This window comes from Ancylobacter sp. Lp-2 (assembly GCF_020523795.1).
GTDB lineage: Bacteria > Pseudomonadota > Alphaproteobacteria > Rhizobiales > Xanthobacteraceae > Ancylobacter.
Genome location: NZ_JAJALI010000004.1, coordinates 197,100 through 211,883 on the forward strand (window position 1 = coordinate 197,100; position 14,784 = coordinate 211,883).

The 14,784-nt window shown below is 68.8% G+C and carries 16 protein-coding genes; 12 read left to right on the forward strand and 4 right to left on the reverse strand.

All coding sequences use genetic code 11. The features are described 5' to 3' along the window. Positions 1-100 precede the first annotated feature (100 nt). Both LGR54_RS12335 and LGR54_RS12340 read right to left on the reverse strand, forming a co-directional pair. Positions 101-598, reverse strand: a complete 498-nt coding sequence (locus tag LGR54_RS12335; protein WP_214010685.1) for a YbjN domain-containing protein — start codon at positions 596-598, stop codon at positions 101-103. A gap of 231 nt (positions 599-829) precedes the next feature. Beyond that, the gene (locus LGR54_RS12340; protein ID WP_230362264.1) at positions 830-1,096 is read right to left on the reverse strand and encodes an accessory factor UbiK family protein; all 267 of its coding nucleotides are present in this window, start codon (positions 1,094-1,096) and stop codon (positions 830-832) included. A 301-nt stretch (positions 1,097-1,397) separates the two neighbouring features. On the opposite strand from LGR54_RS12340, the gene lgt reads away from it, so the two are divergent. From lgt to LGR54_RS12400, 12 genes are all read left to right on the forward strand, one after another. Then, positions 1,398-2,249, forward strand: coding sequence for a prolipoprotein diacylglyceryl transferase (gene lgt, locus LGR54_RS12345; RefSeq protein ID WP_230362497.1), 852 nt, complete (start codon positions 1,398-1,400; stop codon positions 2,247-2,249). Further along, on the forward strand, positions 2,246-3,382 hold the full coding sequence (locus LGR54_RS12350) for a class I SAM-dependent methyltransferase (RefSeq protein ID WP_230362265.1): 1,137 nt from the start codon (positions 2,246-2,248) through the stop codon (positions 3,380-3,382). Before lgt ends, LGR54_RS12350 begins: the two co-directional genes overlap by 4 nt. Beyond that, positions 3,379-4,143: a peptidoglycan editing factor PgeF gene (gene pgeF / locus LGR54_RS12355; RefSeq protein ID WP_230362266.1), complete on the forward strand. Its 765-nt coding sequence runs from the start codon at positions 3,379-3,381 to the stop codon at positions 4,141-4,143. The genes LGR54_RS12350 and pgeF overlap by 4 nt, the downstream gene beginning before the upstream one ends. A gap of 3 nt (positions 4,144-4,146) precedes the next feature. Continuing rightward, positions 4,147-5,304 carry a Xaa-Pro peptidase family protein gene (locus LGR54_RS12360; protein ID WP_230362267.1) on the forward strand — a complete coding sequence of 386 codons (1,158 nt, stop codon included), beginning with the start codon at positions 4,147-4,149 and terminating at the stop codon, positions 5,302-5,304. Positions 5,305-5,399: 95 nt separating this feature from the next. Further along, positions 5,400-6,134: a hypothetical protein gene (locus tag LGR54_RS12365; protein WP_230362268.1), complete on the forward strand. Its 735-nt coding sequence runs from the start codon at positions 5,400-5,402 to the stop codon at positions 6,132-6,134. A 200-nt stretch (positions 6,135-6,334) separates the two neighbouring features. Then, positions 6,335-7,288 (forward strand): ribose-phosphate pyrophosphokinase, encoded by a 954-nt coding sequence (locus LGR54_RS12370; RefSeq protein ID WP_214010692.1) that lies wholly within the window; start codon positions 6,335-6,337, stop codon positions 7,286-7,288. 125 nt (positions 7,289-7,413) lie between these two features. Next, complete coding sequence (locus tag LGR54_RS12375) at positions 7,414-8,271, forward strand: hypothetical protein (protein ID WP_230362269.1); 858 nt, start codon at positions 7,414-7,416, stop codon at positions 8,269-8,271. Positions 8,272-8,474: 203 nt separating this feature from the next. Next, positions 8,475-9,101: a 50S ribosomal protein L25/general stress protein Ctc gene (locus LGR54_RS12380; protein ID WP_230362270.1), complete on the forward strand. Its 627-nt coding sequence runs from the start codon at positions 8,475-8,477 to the stop codon at positions 9,099-9,101. Positions 9,102-9,235: 134 nt separating this feature from the next. Further along, positions 9,236-9,850 carry an aminoacyl-tRNA hydrolase gene (gene pth, locus LGR54_RS12385; protein WP_230362271.1) on the forward strand — a complete coding sequence of 205 codons (615 nt, stop codon included), beginning with the start codon at positions 9,236-9,238 and terminating at the stop codon, positions 9,848-9,850. A gap of 89 nt (positions 9,851-9,939) precedes the next feature. Beyond that, entirely contained in the window at positions 9,940-11,037 is a 1,098-nt protein-coding gene (gene ychF, locus LGR54_RS12390) for a redox-regulated ATPase YchF (protein WP_230362272.1), read from the forward strand. A gap of 417 nt (positions 11,038-11,454) precedes the next feature. After that, positions 11,455-11,913, forward strand: a complete 459-nt coding sequence (locus LGR54_RS12395) for a MaoC/PaaZ C-terminal domain-containing protein (RefSeq protein WP_230362273.1) — start codon at positions 11,455-11,457, stop codon at positions 11,911-11,913. An 11-nt stretch (positions 11,914-11,924) separates the two neighbouring features. Next, complete coding sequence (locus LGR54_RS12400) at positions 11,925-12,401, forward strand: MaoC/PaaZ C-terminal domain-containing protein (protein WP_230362274.1); 477 nt, start codon at positions 11,925-11,927, stop codon at positions 12,399-12,401. 201 nt (positions 12,402-12,602) lie between these two features. On the opposite strand, the gene LGR54_RS26020 is transcribed toward LGR54_RS12400, so the two are convergent. Next, positions 12,603-13,481 (reverse strand): cytochrome c1, encoded by an 879-nt coding sequence (locus LGR54_RS26020; RefSeq protein ID WP_230362275.1) that lies wholly within the window; start codon positions 13,479-13,481, stop codon positions 12,603-12,605. 14 nt (positions 13,482-13,495) lie between these two features. Then, positions 13,496-14,767 carry a cytochrome b/b6 gene (locus LGR54_RS26025; RefSeq protein ID WP_230362276.1) on the reverse strand — a complete coding sequence of 424 codons (1,272 nt, stop codon included), beginning with the start codon at positions 14,765-14,767 and terminating at the stop codon, positions 13,496-13,498. Positions 14,768-14,784: the final 17 nt, after the last annotated feature.

Consider the following 14,784-nt stretch of genomic DNA (forward strand, 5'->3'; position numbering starts at 1 on the left):
CCGCCCAAGCGGTATTGCGCGACGGTTTAGCGGATTCGCGCGCCGGATGCTGCCCCGCCGTCGCCGTCATTCCCGCCGGCGGCGGGATGCCTCCGTGCCCTTATGCCTCGCCGATGGTCTCGAACAGCGTGGCGTCCATCGCCTCGCGCGCCGACTTGCCGGCCCACACCACGAACTGGAAAGCCGGGAAATAGCGCTCGACCGCCTCCACCGCCACTTCCATCAGCACTTCGCACTGGCGGTCGGTCGCCTCGGCACCGGCGAGCAGCAGCGCGTGACGGAACATGATCACGCCCTCCTTTGACCACAGGTCGAAATGGCCGACCCACATCTGCTCGTTGATCAGCGAGAGCAGGCGCAGCACCTCGTTCTTGCGCTTCTCCGGGACCTTGAGGTCGAAGGCGCAGGCAATGTGCAGCGCCTCCACCTCGTCCATCCACTGGAACGAGACGTGGCAATCGGTCCACCGTCCTTCGACCGAGATGGTGATCTCGTCCTCGGCGGAACGCTCGAACGACCACTCGTTGAGCGCAGCCATCCGTTCGACCAGATCGAGCGGATTGGCCCGGGTGTCGGCTTCGAAATCGGTATAGGTCATGCTCGACCTCGCGAGGCTGGGACGCGGGAGGGGGTCGAACGCACGCAACGCGAACATCAGGCGGCAGCTCTTTCGATTCACGAACGAATCGCTGCAATCCGACTATATCGCGCTGAATCCGTACCTCGCTACGACCGTTCGTGGGTGACCGCCTCTCGACGGCCAATAGCTAGAAGGTGTCAGGGATTCGCCGGGCGCCGCAAGCATGGTGGCGCGGCGTCCACAGCGCCCTCACTCGGGGGTTTCGAGCTTGGCGAGCCGGGCTTCCAGCGCGGCGATGCGCGCCTCGAGCGTTTCGTTCTCCTCGCGGGCGGCGGCGGCCAGATCCTTCACCGTGTCGAATTCCTCGCGCGTCACCACGTCGAGCTCGCGCAGAATGCGCTCGGCCTGGGCGCGCATCACCGTTTCCGCCTCGCGCCGCACGCCGGTGGCGACGCCGGCAGCGTCGTTCATCAGCTTCGCGAAGTCATCGAATATGCGGCTGGTGGTCTGGGTCATGTCACTTCTCTCCCGGCTTGACGCCTCTGGATGAACAATGGGGCGCAAGTCCCCGCATCGCAAGGGCGCGGCCATGGTCGCACCCGTGTTCCACACATCGGGAGGCCATGGATCGGATTTCACCGGCGGCATTCACGGATCGCCCCCCGTCTCCCGGGCCCGGCGCCACGGTCCGGGACGCCGTATCTCCGGCCTTGATCCTGTCACGCGAGGGGGGCAAGACCGTGACGGTGCCGGAGCCGCGCGAGTCGTGTCGCGGCCGGTCGCGCCGCCACTGGTCCCGCAGCCCGGACACCTCATGCTGATCGCGACGCCACCGCTTCTCGCCCTTCCCTTCCCGGCCATCGATCCGGTGCTGGTCCAGCTCGGTCCTTTCGCGGTCCGCTGGTATGCGCTGGCTTATGTCGCCGGCCTGCTCCTCGGCTGGTGGTTGGCCAAGAAGCTCTGCGCCACGCCGGCGCTGTGGGGCGGCAAGGCGGCGATCGCGCCGGAGGAGTTCGACGACGCCGTGGTGTGGGTGGCGTTCGGCGTCATCCTCGGCGGGCGCATCGGCTATGTGCTGTTCTACAACCTGCCCTATTACGCGTCCCACCCCATGGAGGCGCTCACCGTCTGGCACGGCGGCATGTCGTTCCATGGCGGCTTCCTCGGCTCCATCCTCGCCATGGCGCTGTTCTGCCGCCGCCGTGGCCTGCCCTTGATGTCGATGCTGGACATCGCCGCCGCCGTGGTGCCGATCGGCCTGTTCCTCGGCCGCCTCGCCAATTTCATCAATGGCGAGCTGTGGGGCCGCGTCACCGACGTGCCCTGGGCCATGGTGTTCCCGACCGGCGGCCCGGAGCCGCGCCATCCCAGCCAGCTCTACGAGGCAGCGCTGGAAGGCATTGTCATCTTCGTCGTGCTGCAGATCGCCATCCACGCTTATAAGGCGCTGGCCCGGCCGGGCATCGTCGGCGGCCTGTTCGTCATGCTCTACGGCATCTCGCGCATCATCGTGGAATTCGTCCGCGAGCCCGATGCCCAGCTCGGCTATCTCGCCGGCAATTGGCTGACCATGGGCATGCTGCTGTCGCTGCCCATGGTGCTGTTCGGCGCCTGGCTCGCCTGGCACTCGGCGCGGCGCCCGCCGCTGAACCAGCGCGCCCGCGCATGAGCGAGGCGCCGACCCCGCTCGTCCCGGCGCTCGCCGCCCGCATCGCCGCCGACGGCCCGCTGACCGTCGCCGACTACATGGCCGAATGTCTGTTCCATCCGCGCCACGGCTACTACACCACCCGCGAGCCCTTCGGCAGCACCGGCGACTTCGTCACCGCGCCGGAGATCAGCCAGATGTTCGGCGAGCTGATCGGTCTGTGGGCCGCCGACACCTGGATGCGCCTCGGCGCACCCGCCTCCTTCGTGCTCGCCGAGCTCGGCCCCGGCCGCGGCACGCTGATGGCCGATGCCCTGCGCGCCACCCGCATCGTCCCCGGCTTCCTCGACGCCGCCCGCCTCGTGCTGGTCGAGGCCTCGCCCCGCCTGCGCGAGATCCAGAAAGCGACGCTCGCCGGCCACGCGATCGAATGGGCCGACCGCGTCGAGGACCTGCCGGCCGGCACGCTGATCCTCCTCGCCAACGAGTTCGTCGACGCGCTGCCGATCCGCCAGTTCGTCCGCACGCCGGAGGGGATCGCCGAGCGTATGGTCGGGCTGGATGCCGAGGGCGCCCTCGCCTTCGGCCTGCGCCCCGGCGCCCGCCTCGACGCCGCCGACGAGCGCCGGCTGCTCGCCGCCCCGTCCGGCGCGCTGCTAGAGGTCTGCCCGCTCGGCCAGAGCGTCGCCGCCCATCTCGGCGCCCGCCTCGCCCGCGACGGCGGCGCGGCGCTCATCGTCGACTACGGACACGCCGGCGCGCGTGAGCCAGCCGGCGGCTTTGGCGACACGCTGCAGGCCCTACGTGCCCACGCCTATGACCCGCCGCTCGCCCATCCCGGCGAGGCCGACCTCACCGCCCATGTCGATTTCGCGGCCCTGGCCAGCGCCGCGCGGCGCCAGGACGCCCGCGCCTTCGGCCCAGTCGGCCAGGGACTGCTGCTGGAACGCCTCGGCCTTCATGCCCGCGCCGAGCGGCTGAAGCGCAATGCCGCGCCGGAAGCCGCCGCCGCCGTCGATGCCGCCGCGCGCCGCCTCGCCGGCACCGGCGAGAACGAGATGGGCACCCTCTTCAAGGCGCTCGCGCTGGTGCATCCTGCGCTCGGCGCCCCGGCGGGATTCGCGCCGGAAGACGAATTCGGAGGTTCCGCATGAAGGTCGAATCCCCCGCGCTCAAGGCGCTGCCCGGCATCCGCCACGCCTTCTTCACCCGCGAAGGCGGCGTGTCGGAGGGCATTTATGCCGGCCTCAATGGCGGCACCGGCTCGAATGACGTGCCGGAGAGCGTCGTCGAGAACCGCGCCCGCATGGCCGGGGCGCTCGGCGTGCCGCCGACGCACCTGCTCACCTGCTGGCAGATCCATTCGCCGGATTGCCTCGTCGCCCGCGTGCCGTGGCAGGAGCGCCCCAAGGCCGACGCCGTGGCAACCGATACGCCCGGCATCGCCGTCGGTGTCGCCATCGCCGATTGCGGCCCGGTGCTGTTCGCGGATGCCGAGGCCGGCGTCGTCGGCGCCGCCCATGCCGGCTGGAAGGGCGCGGTCGGCGGCGTGCTCGATTCGACCCTCGCCCGCATGGAGGAGCTCGGCGCCCGGCGCGAGCGCGTCGTCGCCGCCATCGGCCCGCTGATCCGCCAGCCGAGCTATGAGGTCGGCCCGGAATTCGTCGCCAACCTCACCGCCCTCGACGCCGGCAACGACCGCTTCCTCGCGCCGTCCGAGCGGGCCGGGCACGCCATGTTCGATCTGCCCGGCTACATCGCCGCCCGGCTCACCCGCCTCGGCGTCGGCACCGTCGACGATCTCGGCCTCGACACCTATTCCGACGCCGACCGCTTCTATTCCTACCGTCGCGCCACCCATCGCGGCGAGCCCGATTACGGCCGGCTGATCGCCGCCATCACCCTGGTGCCCTAAGCCATGAGCCTGCATTTCACCGCCCTGGAATTCGCGCGCCGCAAGAACCGCCTGCTGGCGGAAATGGCCGAGCGCCAGCTCGACGGCCTGCTGATGTTCCAGCAGGAATCGATGTACTGGCTCACCGGTTACGACACGTTCGGCTTCTGCTTCTTCCAGTCGCTGTGGCTCGGCATCGACGGCCGGATCGCCCTGCTCACCCGTTCGGCGGATCTGCGGCAGGCGCAGCACACCTCGCTGGTCGAGGACATCCGCGTCTGGCGCGATTCCGCCCATTCGACCCCGCAGCAGCAATTGCGCGACATGGTCGCCGACCTCGCGGGACCCGCCCCCCGCATCGGCGTCGAATATGACAGCTACGGCCTCACTGCCGCCAATGGCCGCAAGCTGGACGCCGCCTTCGACGGCTTCGCCACCCTCGACGACGCCTCCGGCCTCGTCGACTATCTGCGCGCGGTGAAGTCGGAAGAGGAGATCTTCTACGTCCGCAAGGCCGGCCAGCTGGCGCTCGACGCCCGGCAGGCCGCCATCGACCTCATCGCCCCCGGCGTCGACGAAGGCGAGGTCCTCGCCGCCATGCAGGGCGCCGTCTTCAAGGGTGGCGGCGACTATCCCGGCAACGAGTTCATCATCGGCTCCGCCCGCGACGCCCTGCTCTGCCGCTACAAGTCCGGCCGCCGCCACCTCGACGCCCGCGACCAGATCACCCTCGAATGGGCCGGCGCCTACCGCCGCTACCACGCGGCGATGATGGAGACCGTGCTGGTCGGCGAGCCCTATGACCGTCACATCGACCTGTTCAACGCCGCGAAACTGGCGCTGGAGGCCTGCGCCCGCCACATCGTCCCCGGCCGCACCGCCGGCGAGGTGTTCACCGCTCATGCCGAGGTGATGGACGGCCACGGCCTCGCCGAGCACCGGCTGGCCGCCTGCGGCTATTCGCTGGGCGCCAAGTTCACCCCCTCCTGGATGGACCCGCCGATGTTCTACGAGGCCAATCCCTGGGTGCTGGAGCCGGGCATGGTGATGTTCGCCCACATGATCCTGATGGACAGCGCCAGCGAAACCGCCATGTGCCTCGGCCGGACCTATCTCGTCACCGTTAACGGTAACGAGCCGTTAACGGGTGCCCCACTGGACCTCATCGTTAATAGCCGTTAACGATTTACCCCGGATGTGCCGGCGACGGCGCGGACGCGCCGGTCTGATTCGGCACGGACACGCGCAGCGACCGGCTCTCAAGGGGACGGCGCTTGATGATCGAACAGCTCGGCCGGCGACTTCGCCAGTTCGCACCGGCAGCGGCGGCCACCGTCATCGCCCTCGGCCTGGCGGCCTGCCAGACCGGCGGCGCCAACAAGCCGGTCGCGAGCGCCACCGGTAGCGCCATCGGCCCGGACGGCGCTGCCGTGCAGACCTCAGCCGCCCCGTCTTCCTCTTCCCGCGCGGTTGCCTCGCGCTCTGCTGCCCCCCGCGCCCTCGCCTTCGAATCCATCGACGGCCCGCCGGAGCCGGTGTTCGACAAGCTGGTCTCCAGCCTGTCCGCCGAAGCCGGCGCCCAGCGCATCCCGGTCGCCTCGCGCGACAGCAACGCCCCCTATCGCGTGCGCGGCTATCTCCTCGCCGTGGTCGAGAACGGCAAGGGCAGCGTCGACTGGGCCTGGGACGTCTACGACCAGGACCGCGAGCGGGTGCTGCGCGTCTCCGGCGTCGAGCAGACCGGCTCCGGCGGCGACGTCTGGGCCAATGTCGATCAGGCCATGCTGGATCGCATCGCCTCGCAGAGCCTCGCCGAGATCAACACCCGCCTCGCGCAGAACCCGACGGCGCCGCGCAAGCCGGCAAGCGCGCCGGCCGAGGCCGCCGAGCCGGCGGCGGCGGATCCCTACGAGCCGGTCCGCACCGATGACGGCCCGCCGATCGCCGATGCCGGCGGCGAGGCCCCGGCCCCCGAGCCGTCCTCGACCCTCGCCCTCACCGCGAGCCACTGATTGCCGGTGCGGCAGCGCGTCCGCCCACGGGGTGCCGACCGCGTCGCCGAGCTGCCCTTTTGGTGCATGCCTTGCTCAAATCCTGTGCCGGTGAGGCTTTACAGGGCAGGCCGGCCCGCCTATCAGAGCCTCGCGACGGTCGTGCGACGGCCGCGAAGTGATCTTACGCGGTGAATTTACGGCTTGGAGCGCGTGCCGGAATGTCCAGCAATAACGGGTCGATCAAACTGGTCGCGGGCAACAGCAACCGCCCCCTCGCCGAAGCGATCGGCGCCTATCTCTCCACCCCGCTCAGCAGGGCGGTGGTCCGGCGCTTCGCCGATATGGAGATCTTCGTCGAGATCCAGGAGAATGTGCGCGGCAAGGACGTGTTCGTCCTGCAGTCGACCTCGTTCCCGACCAACGACCATCTGATGGAGCTGCTCATCATCATCGATGCGCTGCGCCGTTCCTCCGCCCGCCGCATCACCGCCGTGCTGCCCTATTTCGGCTATGCGCGGCAGGATCGCCGCTCCTCCGGCCGCACGCCGATCTCCGCCAAGCTGGTCGCCAACCTGATCACTCATGCCGGTGCCGACCGCGTGCTCACCGTCGACCTGCATGCCGGCCAGATCCAGGGCTTCTTCGACATCCCGACCGACAACCTCTTCGCCGCGCCGGTGATGGTGCAGGACGTGAAGTCGCGCTTCGACCTCAACGACATCACCGTGGTGTCGCCGGACGTCGGCGGCGTGGTGCGCGCCCGCGCGCTGGCCAAGCGTATCGACGCCCAGCTCGCCATCGTCGACAAGCGCCGCGAGCGGCCGGGCGAGAGCGAGGTGATGAACGTCATCGGCGACGTGAAGGGCAAGCGCTGCATCCTCGTCGACGACATCATCGATTCCGGCGGTACGCTGGTGAATGCCGCCGATGCGCTCCTGGAGCGCGGCGCCACCGAGGTGCACGCCTATATCAGCCATGGCGTGCTCTCTGGCGGCGCGGTGGCGCGCGTCACCGCCTCCAACCTCAAGGAGCTGGTGATCACCGATTCCATCCAGCCGACCGAGGCGGTCCGGGTGGCGCGCAACATCCGCGTCATCTCCATCGCCAGCCTGCTGGCCGAGGCGATCGGGCGCACCGCGCATGAGGAAAGCGTCTCCAGCCTGTTCAACTGAGGCGCTTTTTTTCGGGCCTTCCAACCCTCGCTTACCGCGGCGCATGCGTTTGTGTGCGCTGCGCCATGCTCCCTCCACTTTTCGGCCGCATGCATCGATCTCGTCGAATCGAACGGGACGACCCGATGCTACGCGCCCTTTTGCGCGGCCATAGGCCGACTCGCCTGCCCTTCCGTGCCGGCGCCGCTATCCTTGCCGGGCTGATGCCCGCCGCCGCCCTCGCCCAGTCCATGGGCGGTCCGCTGCCTTATGAGCCGACCGACCCCTGGGCCGGCGTCACCGTCATCGTCACGCCCGCGCCGGAACCCGACGCCGCCGACGCACCGGCGGTTCCGCCGCCGCGCCCGGCCGACATACCCGAGCCGGCCGCGCCAGCGATCGCCGATGCGCCTGCCGGCCACTGGCCGCCCTCGCTCTACGAATCCATCGAGCTCGGCCTCGGCGGCGAGCCGCAGCCCGCGCCCGAGAAGCCGGCGCCGAACCAGCTTCTGCCGGCGCGCAAATCGGTGACCGCTCCGGCCACCGCCAAACTGCCGACCAGCGTGCAGTTCGTCGATCGCGGGCCGGTCAGCATCGGCGTGTCCACCAGCATGTCGGCGAGCGCGCCGGTCTCCTCGCTCACCAACCGGCAGACCGGCAGCGGCAATGGCGAGGTGAAGGGCCGGGTCGGCTATTCCATGGACAATCTGTCGGTCTACGGCACCAGCCAACTCGGCGCCTCCGCCTCCACCGGCAACCCGTCGGTGTATGACGGCTACACGGTCGGCAGCACCTACAGCGTGCCGCTGGACAGCCTCGGTCTCGGCAATGGCGACAAGCTCGGCGCCACGGTGGAGATGGACAGTTCCTCCACCGTCAACACCGGCGTCGAATTGCGCGCGCCGATGGGCAGCTATGAGCGCTTCATCTCGGTGCAGCGCTCCGCGCCGGTGGATTCGAATGCCAGCGGCGTGGTGAAGGCCGGCGTGCTCGGCAAGTTCTGAGGCCCCGGCCCGCCGCCCGCCCCGCCGCGTCGACCGCCTCATGCGACGCGCGGCCTTGCCGCAGAAGGCTTTTGCTGCTATTGACCCGCTCGCCGTAGCCATTCCGCACCCCTGGAGGCGCGCTGCGGCACCACCAGACCCAGCCTGAAGGGACCGGGCCGCGCGAGCGGCCCTCTCCTTTTGCAAACCAAGGAATTCAAGCCATGACCGCCATCAAGGAACTGAAGGCGCAGGCCCGCACGAAGAGCGGCAAGGGGGCCGCCCGTGCCGAGCGTCGCGCCGGTCGCGTGCCCGCCGTGATCTATGGCGACGGGAAGGCCCCCGTCGGCATCACCCTCGATTACACCGAGATCACCCGCACCATCTATGCGGGCCACTTCCTCACCACGCTGTTCAGCGTCGAGGTGGATGGCGAGAAGCACCGCGTGATCCCGCGCGACTACCAGCTGGACGTGGTCAAGGACCAGCCGCTGCATGTCGACTTCCTGCGCGTCGCCATCGGCGCCACCCTCACCGTCGACGTGCCCGTGCACTTCCTCAACGTCGACACCGCCCCGGCCTTCAAGCAGGGCGCGACGCTGAACATCGTCAGCCACTCCGTGGAGCTGAACGTGCCGGCCGACGCCATCCCCGAGGCGATCGAGGTCGACGTGTCCAGCTACGCCCTGGGCGCGTCCATCCACCTGTCGTCGGTGCAGCTGCCGGCGGGCGTCACCTGGGCCGGCCATGGCGACGACACGCTGGCCACCGTCGTGGCCCCGTCGGGCCTCAAGGAAGCCGAGGCCGACGAAGCTGCGGCGGCTGCGGCTGCGGCGGCTCCCAAGGCCTGATCGGCCGGGACAGCCCCTTGCATCGTCGCGTGATGAAAGCGCGATAGGCAGATCTGGAGCCGGAAGCCCGCTTCCGGCTCCTTTGCGTTTCAGGACGCGCGCGCAGCTTGATCGTCAGCGATACGAGGCCAGGAATGTTCCTCTTCGCCGGGCTCGGAAATCCCGGGCCGAAATATGCCGGCAACCGGCACAATATCGGCTTCATGGTGGTGGACGCCATCGCCCGCCGCCATCGCTTCTCGCCGTGGCGCCGCCGCTTCCAGGGCGCGGCCTGCGAGGGCGAGATCGCCGGGCAGAAGGTGCTCGCCTTGCTGCCCGAGACCTATATGAACGAGAGCGGCCGCGCGGTCGCCGAGGCGCAGCGCTTCTACAAGATCGAGCTGAAGGACATCTTCGTCTTCCACGACGAGCTCGACCTGCCGCCCGCCAAGGTGCGCGCCAAGTTCGGCGGCGGCAATGCCGGGCATAACGGCCTGCGCTCCATCACCGCCCATAGCGGCAATGATTACGGCCGGGTGCGGCTTGGCATCGGCCATCCCGGCGACAAGAACCTCGTCATGCCCTTCGTACTCGGCGACTTCGCCAAATCGGAGCGCTCCTGGGTGGAGGCGGTGGCCGATGGCTGCGCCGATTGCGCCGAGCTGCTGCTCGCCCACCGGCTCGACGAGTTCCAGAGCCGGCTGCATCTGTTCCTCGAGGCGCAGGGCTTCGGCGCGGTCAAGCCGCCGGGCGCCGCGGCGGCGAAATAGCCGCCGGAGCGGCTGCCGGGCTTGCGCTGGCGCCCCGCCTTGCCTAACCACGTCGGCAACCAGACCAGATCCCTAAAGAGCAGAGCACCATGGGCTTCAAATGCGGCATCGTCGGCCTGCCGAACGTCGGCAAGTCGACCCTCTTCAACGCGCTGACGCAGACGGCGGCGGCGCAGGCGGCGAACTACCCGTTCTGCACCATCGAGCCGAATGTCGGCGACGTCGCGGTGCCGGACCCGCGGCTGGAGACGCTAGCCGCCATCGCCGGCTCGGCGCAGATCATCCCGACGCGGCTGACCTTCGTCGACATCGCCGGCCTGGTGCGCGGCGCCTCCAAGGGCGAGGGTCTCGGCAACCAGTTCCTCGCCAATATCCGCGAATGCGACGCCATCGCCCATGTGGTGCGCTGCTTCGAGGATTCCGACGTCACCCATGTCGAGGGCAAGCTCGCGCCCATCTCCGACATCGAGACCATCGAGACCGAGCTGATGCTGGCCGATCTCGAAAGCCTGGAGAAGCGCGCCGGCGCGCTGGAGAAGAAGGCCAAGGGCGGCGACAAGGATGCCAAGGAACAGCTTGAGCTGATGAACCGCGCCCTCGTGCTGCTGCGCGACGGCAAGCCGGCCCGCCTGGTCGACGTCAAGCCGGAGGAGGAGAAGGCCTTCCGCATGCTCGGCCTGCTGTCGTCCAAGCCAGTGCTTTACGTCTGCAATGTCGAGGAGGCCTCGGCCAAGGCCGGCAATGCGCTGTCGGCGGAAGTCTTCGGCCGCGCCGCCGAGGAAGGCGCCAAGGCGGTGGTGGTCTCGGCCAAGATCGAGAGCGAGATCGCCGTGCTGCCCGCCGAGGAGCAGAAGGACTATCTCGAGGCCATCGACCTCGACGAGCCCGGCCTCAACCGCATCATCCGCACCGGCTATGAATTGCTGAAGCTGGTCACCTATTTCACCGTCGGCCCCAAGGAAGCCCGCGCCTGGACCATCACCGCCGGCACCAAGGCGCCGGCGGCGGCGGGCGTCATCCACTCGGATTTCGAGAAGGGCTTCATCCGCGCCGAGACCATCGCCTATGACGACTACGTCAAGGGCAAGGGCGAGGCCGGTGCCCGCGACGCCGGCCGGCTGCGGCTGGAAGGCAAGGAATATGTCGTCGCCGATGGCGACGTGCTGCATTTCCGCTTCGCCAACTGAGGCCACGGCTCCTCCGACATCGGCGCGGCGAAGGCCTGGTCCTCCGCCGCGCCCCGCAGGCTTCCGGCCTTCCCCCGGCGCCCTCCGACGAGGCGCGCATCCGCCGTGACGGCACGACGGGGAGCGCCACGGCAATGCCTGGGCCGCGCCCCGCAGCACACCGACCGGCCGGCGAGCCGGCCACGTCGAGACCGTGCCGCCCCCTGCCGCCCCAGCCTCTGCCACTCGCCCCTGCCGGCTCCCGCCCCCTCTGCAGCGGGCGCTCTCCCATCGCCGCGAGGACCGGACCGGTGCGCGGAGCGGCGCCGGCCGCGATGTGACGTCGCGTTCCATGGCTCATTTCGATGGACCGGCTTGACCTCGGCGCGCCCGTCGCCTGTCATAAAGGCGAGAGTCGCGTAACGGAGCGGAGCGTCGATGCTCTTCTGGGAAGACTTCCACGAGGGACACGTCGCGGTCAGCGGGCGCTATGTGGTCGGCCGCGAGGAAATCGTCGCCTTCGCGCTGAAATACGATCCCAATCCGCTGCATCTCGACGATGCCGCCGCCGGGGCAAGCGCGGTCGGCGGGCTTTGCGCCTCGGGCTGGCACATCTGCGCCATCGCCATGCGGCTGCTGGTGGACGGCCTGTTGGCGAATGCCGATTGCCTCGGCTCGCCGGGCATAGACGAGGCGCGCTTCCTGGCGCCGGTCCGTCCCGGCATGGTGCTGAAGCTGCGCCGCCACGTTCTGGAGACCCGTTCCTCGAAGAGCCGGCCGGACATGGGCATCGTCAAGCTCAAGCTGGAGCTGCTCGACGCCGAGGGTCGGCCGGTCTTCGAGCTCGTTGGCCCGATCATGTTCGGCCGGCGCAATCCCGGCTTCCGGCCGGCGTGAGGGAGGCGCGCATGGACTTCTTCGAGGACATTCTCGTCGGCACCTCCACGCCGCTCGGCTCGCACAGCTTCTTCGCCGAGGAGATCATCTCCTTTGCCCGCACCTTCGATCCGCAGCCCTTCCATCTCGATGCGGTGGTAGGGGCGCGCATGCATTTTGGCGGCCTCGCCGCCTCCGGCTGGCACACCGCCGCCATCGCCGCCCGGCTGCGCGCCCAGGCGATCGCCCGCCATCACGCCGAGCTGCGCGGCCAGGGCAAGCGGGTGCCGCGCATCGGCCCCTCCCCCGGCTTCAAGAACATGAAATGGCTGCGCCCGGTGCTCGCCGGCGACACCGTCACCTTCGTGAGCGAGATCACCTCCAAGAAGCCGAGCGCCAGCCGTCCGGAATGGGGGCTGGTCTTCACCCATGAGACCGGCACCGACCAGCATGGCCGCGAGGTCTTCGCGCTCGACGACTGCGTCTTCGTCGAGCGCATCGAGGCATAGGCCTCCGGCCAACAGTCGAGCCACGCGTCGGGTCGGGCGCCGGTCCGCTCATGCGGCCGGAGGACGTCGCCCCGGGCGGAGACCTCGCGCCCCAACAGACGAGACACGGCCGCGCCACCATCTGCGGCCGCCCGCCCGAAACGCAGAAGGGCCCCGCGAGGGGGCCCTTCGATAGGCAGAGGTCGCTTCAGGCGCCGACGCTCAGTGGTCGTGAACGGCCTTCCACACCTTCTTCTTGGTGAAGTAGAGCAGCCCGGCGAAGATGATCAGGAAGATCATCACCTGGAAGCCGATGCGCTTGCGCGCCTCGAGATGCGGCTCGGCGACCCACATCATGAAGGCGGTGACGTCGCGCGAATACTGATCGACCGTCTGCGGCGTGCCATCGGTATAGGTCACCTGGTCGGCCGAGATCGGCTGCGGCATCTTGATGGCATGGCCGGGGAAATAGGCGTTGTAATGCGCCCCTTCCGGCACGGTGACGCCTTCCGGCGGATCGACATAGCCGTTCAGCAGCGCGTGGATGTAGTCCGGCCCCTGCTCCTGATACTGGGTGAAGATGTCGATCAGGAAGCCGGGGAAGCCCACCTCATAGGTGCGCGCCTTGGCCAGCGTCGAGAAGTCCGGCGGGTAGGCGCCGCCATTGGAGGCGCGCGCCGCCTGCTCGTTCGGGAACGGCGAGGGCCAGTGGTCGGACAGCCGGCCGGGGCGGTCGAACATGTCGCCGGCGTCGTTCGGCCCGTCCTGGATCTGGTAGCCCTCGGCCACCACCTTGGCCTGCTCTTCGCTGAACTGCGGCCCGCCCGGCTGGGCGAGGTTGCGGAAGGCGAGCAGATGCGCCGAATGGCAGGAGGAGCAGACTTCCTTGAACACCTGGAAGCCGCGCTGCAGCTGGGCGCGGTCATACTTGCCGAACGGGCCGGCGAAGCTCCAGCTTTCGCGATGCGGCTTGGTGCCGCCATGCTCCTGGGCGCTCGCCGGGGCGAGACCACCCGCGAGCACCAGGACACCGGCGAGCGCGGCGCCGATCAGGCCGCGCCGCAACGGGAGGGAGGAGAGCGAGGACATCAGCTTGTTCATCGTTCGTCTCCCGCTCAGCCCTTGGTCTGCGGCGCCTGGGCGCCGACGGAGGCAGGCGCGCTGCCCTTCTTGCCCAGCACCGCCTCGGTGATCGAGGCCGGCACCGCCTTCGGCTTCTCGAATAGGCCGAGCAGCGGCAGGATGATCAGGAAGTGCGCGAAGTACCAGAAGGTGAGGATGCGGCCGGCGACGATGTAGCCGCCCTCGGCCGGCTTGGAGCCGAGCCAGCCGAGCCCGATGCACACCGCCACCCAGATCCAGAAGAACTGCTTGAACAGCGGGCGGTAGACGCCCGAGCGCACCTTCGAGGTGTCCAGCCACGGCACGAAGAACAGCACGATGATGGCGCTGAACATGGTCAGCACGCCGCCGAGCTTCGAGGGGATGGCGCGCAGCATCGCGTAGAACGGCAGGTAGTACCATTCGGGCACGATATGCGCCGGCGTCACCAGCGGGTTGGCCGGGATGTAGTTGTCGGCGTGGCCGAGATAGTTCGGGATGTAGAACAGGAACCAGGCGAAGAAGATCAGGAACACCACCATGCCCAGCGAATCCTTGATGGTCGCATAGGGCGTGAAGGCCACGGTGTCCTTCGGGGTCTTCGGATCGACGCCGGTCGGGTTGTTCTGGCCGACCACGTGCAGCGCCCAGATGTGCAGCACCACGACGCCGGCGATCATGAAGGGCAGCAGATAGTGCAGCGAGAAGAAGCGGTTGAGCGTCGGGTTGTCGACCGCGAAGCCGCCCCACAGCCATTCGACGATGGTCGGGCCGACCACCGGGAAGGCAGAGAACAGGTTGGTGATGACGGTGGCGCCCCAGAAGCTCATCTGGCCCCACGGCAGCACGTAGCCCATGAAGGCGGTGGCCATCATCAGCAGGTAGATGATGCAGCCGAGGATCCACAGCACCTCGCGCGGCGCCTTGTAGGACCCGTAATACAGGCCGCGGAACATGTGGATGTACACCGCGATGAAGAACATCGAGGCGCCATTGGAATGGATGTAGCGGATCAGCCAGCCATAGGACACGTCGCGCATGATGTGCTCGACCGAGTCGAAGGCGAGCGTCACATGCGGGGTGTAGTGCATCACCAGCACGACGCCCGAGACGATCTGGCAGGCCAGCATCAGCGACAGGATGCCGCCGAAGGTCCACCAGTAGTTCAGGTTGCGCGGGGTGGGATAGGCGACGAAGGAGGAATGGATCAGGCCGACCAGGGGGAGCCGGCTCTCGAACCACTTCAGCGCCGGGTTCTTCGGCTCGAACGTTGCGTGTCCGCTCATCTGTCTCTTTCCCGGAT

Coding starts and splice junctions, on each gene's coding strand:
- pgeF (WP_230362266.1), top strand. CDS start 3,379: ATGAAGGTCGAATCCCCCGCGCTCAAGGCGCTGCCCGGCATCCGCCAC.
- LGR54_RS12340 (WP_230362264.1), bottom strand. CDS start 1,096: ATGACCCAGACCACCAGCCGCATATTCGATGACTTCGCGAAGCTGATG.
- LGR54_RS12375 (WP_230362269.1), top strand. CDS start 7,414: ATGCTACGCGCCCTTTTGCGCGGCCATAGGCCGACTCGCCTGCCCTTC.
- LGR54_RS12360 (WP_230362267.1), top strand. CDS start 4,147: ATGAGCCTGCATTTCACCGCCCTGGAATTCGCGCGCCGCAAGAACCGC.
- LGR54_RS12335 (WP_214010685.1), bottom strand. CDS start 598: ATGACCTATACCGATTTCGAAGCCGACACCCGGGCCAATCCGCTCGAT.
- LGR54_RS12380 (WP_230362270.1), top strand. CDS start 8,475: ATGACCGCCATCAAGGAACTGAAGGCGCAGGCCCGCACGAAGAGCGGC.
- LGR54_RS12395 (WP_230362273.1), top strand. CDS start 11,455: ATGCTCTTCTGGGAAGACTTCCACGAGGGACACGTCGCGGTCAGCGGG.
- ychF (WP_230362272.1), top strand. CDS start 9,940: ATGGGCTTCAAATGCGGCATCGTCGGCCTGCCGAACGTCGGCAAGTCG.
- pth (WP_230362271.1), top strand. CDS start 9,236: ATGTTCCTCTTCGCCGGGCTCGGAAATCCCGGGCCGAAATATGCCGGC.
- LGR54_RS26020 (WP_230362275.1), bottom strand. CDS start 13,481: ATGAACAAGCTGATGTCCTCGCTCTCCTCCCTCCCGTTGCGGCGCGGC.
- LGR54_RS12365 (WP_230362268.1), top strand. CDS start 5,400: ATGATCGAACAGCTCGGCCGGCGACTTCGCCAGTTCGCACCGGCAGCG.
- LGR54_RS12350 (WP_230362265.1), top strand. CDS start 2,246: ATGAGCGAGGCGCCGACCCCGCTCGTCCCGGCGCTCGCCGCCCGCATC.
- LGR54_RS26025 (WP_230362276.1), bottom strand. CDS start 14,767: ATGAGCGGACACGCAACGTTCGAGCCGAAGAACCCGGCGCTGAAGTGG.
- LGR54_RS12400 (WP_230362274.1), top strand. CDS start 11,925: ATGGACTTCTTCGAGGACATTCTCGTCGGCACCTCCACGCCGCTCGGC.
- LGR54_RS12370 (WP_214010692.1), top strand. CDS start 6,335: ATGTCCAGCAATAACGGGTCGATCAAACTGGTCGCGGGCAACAGCAAC.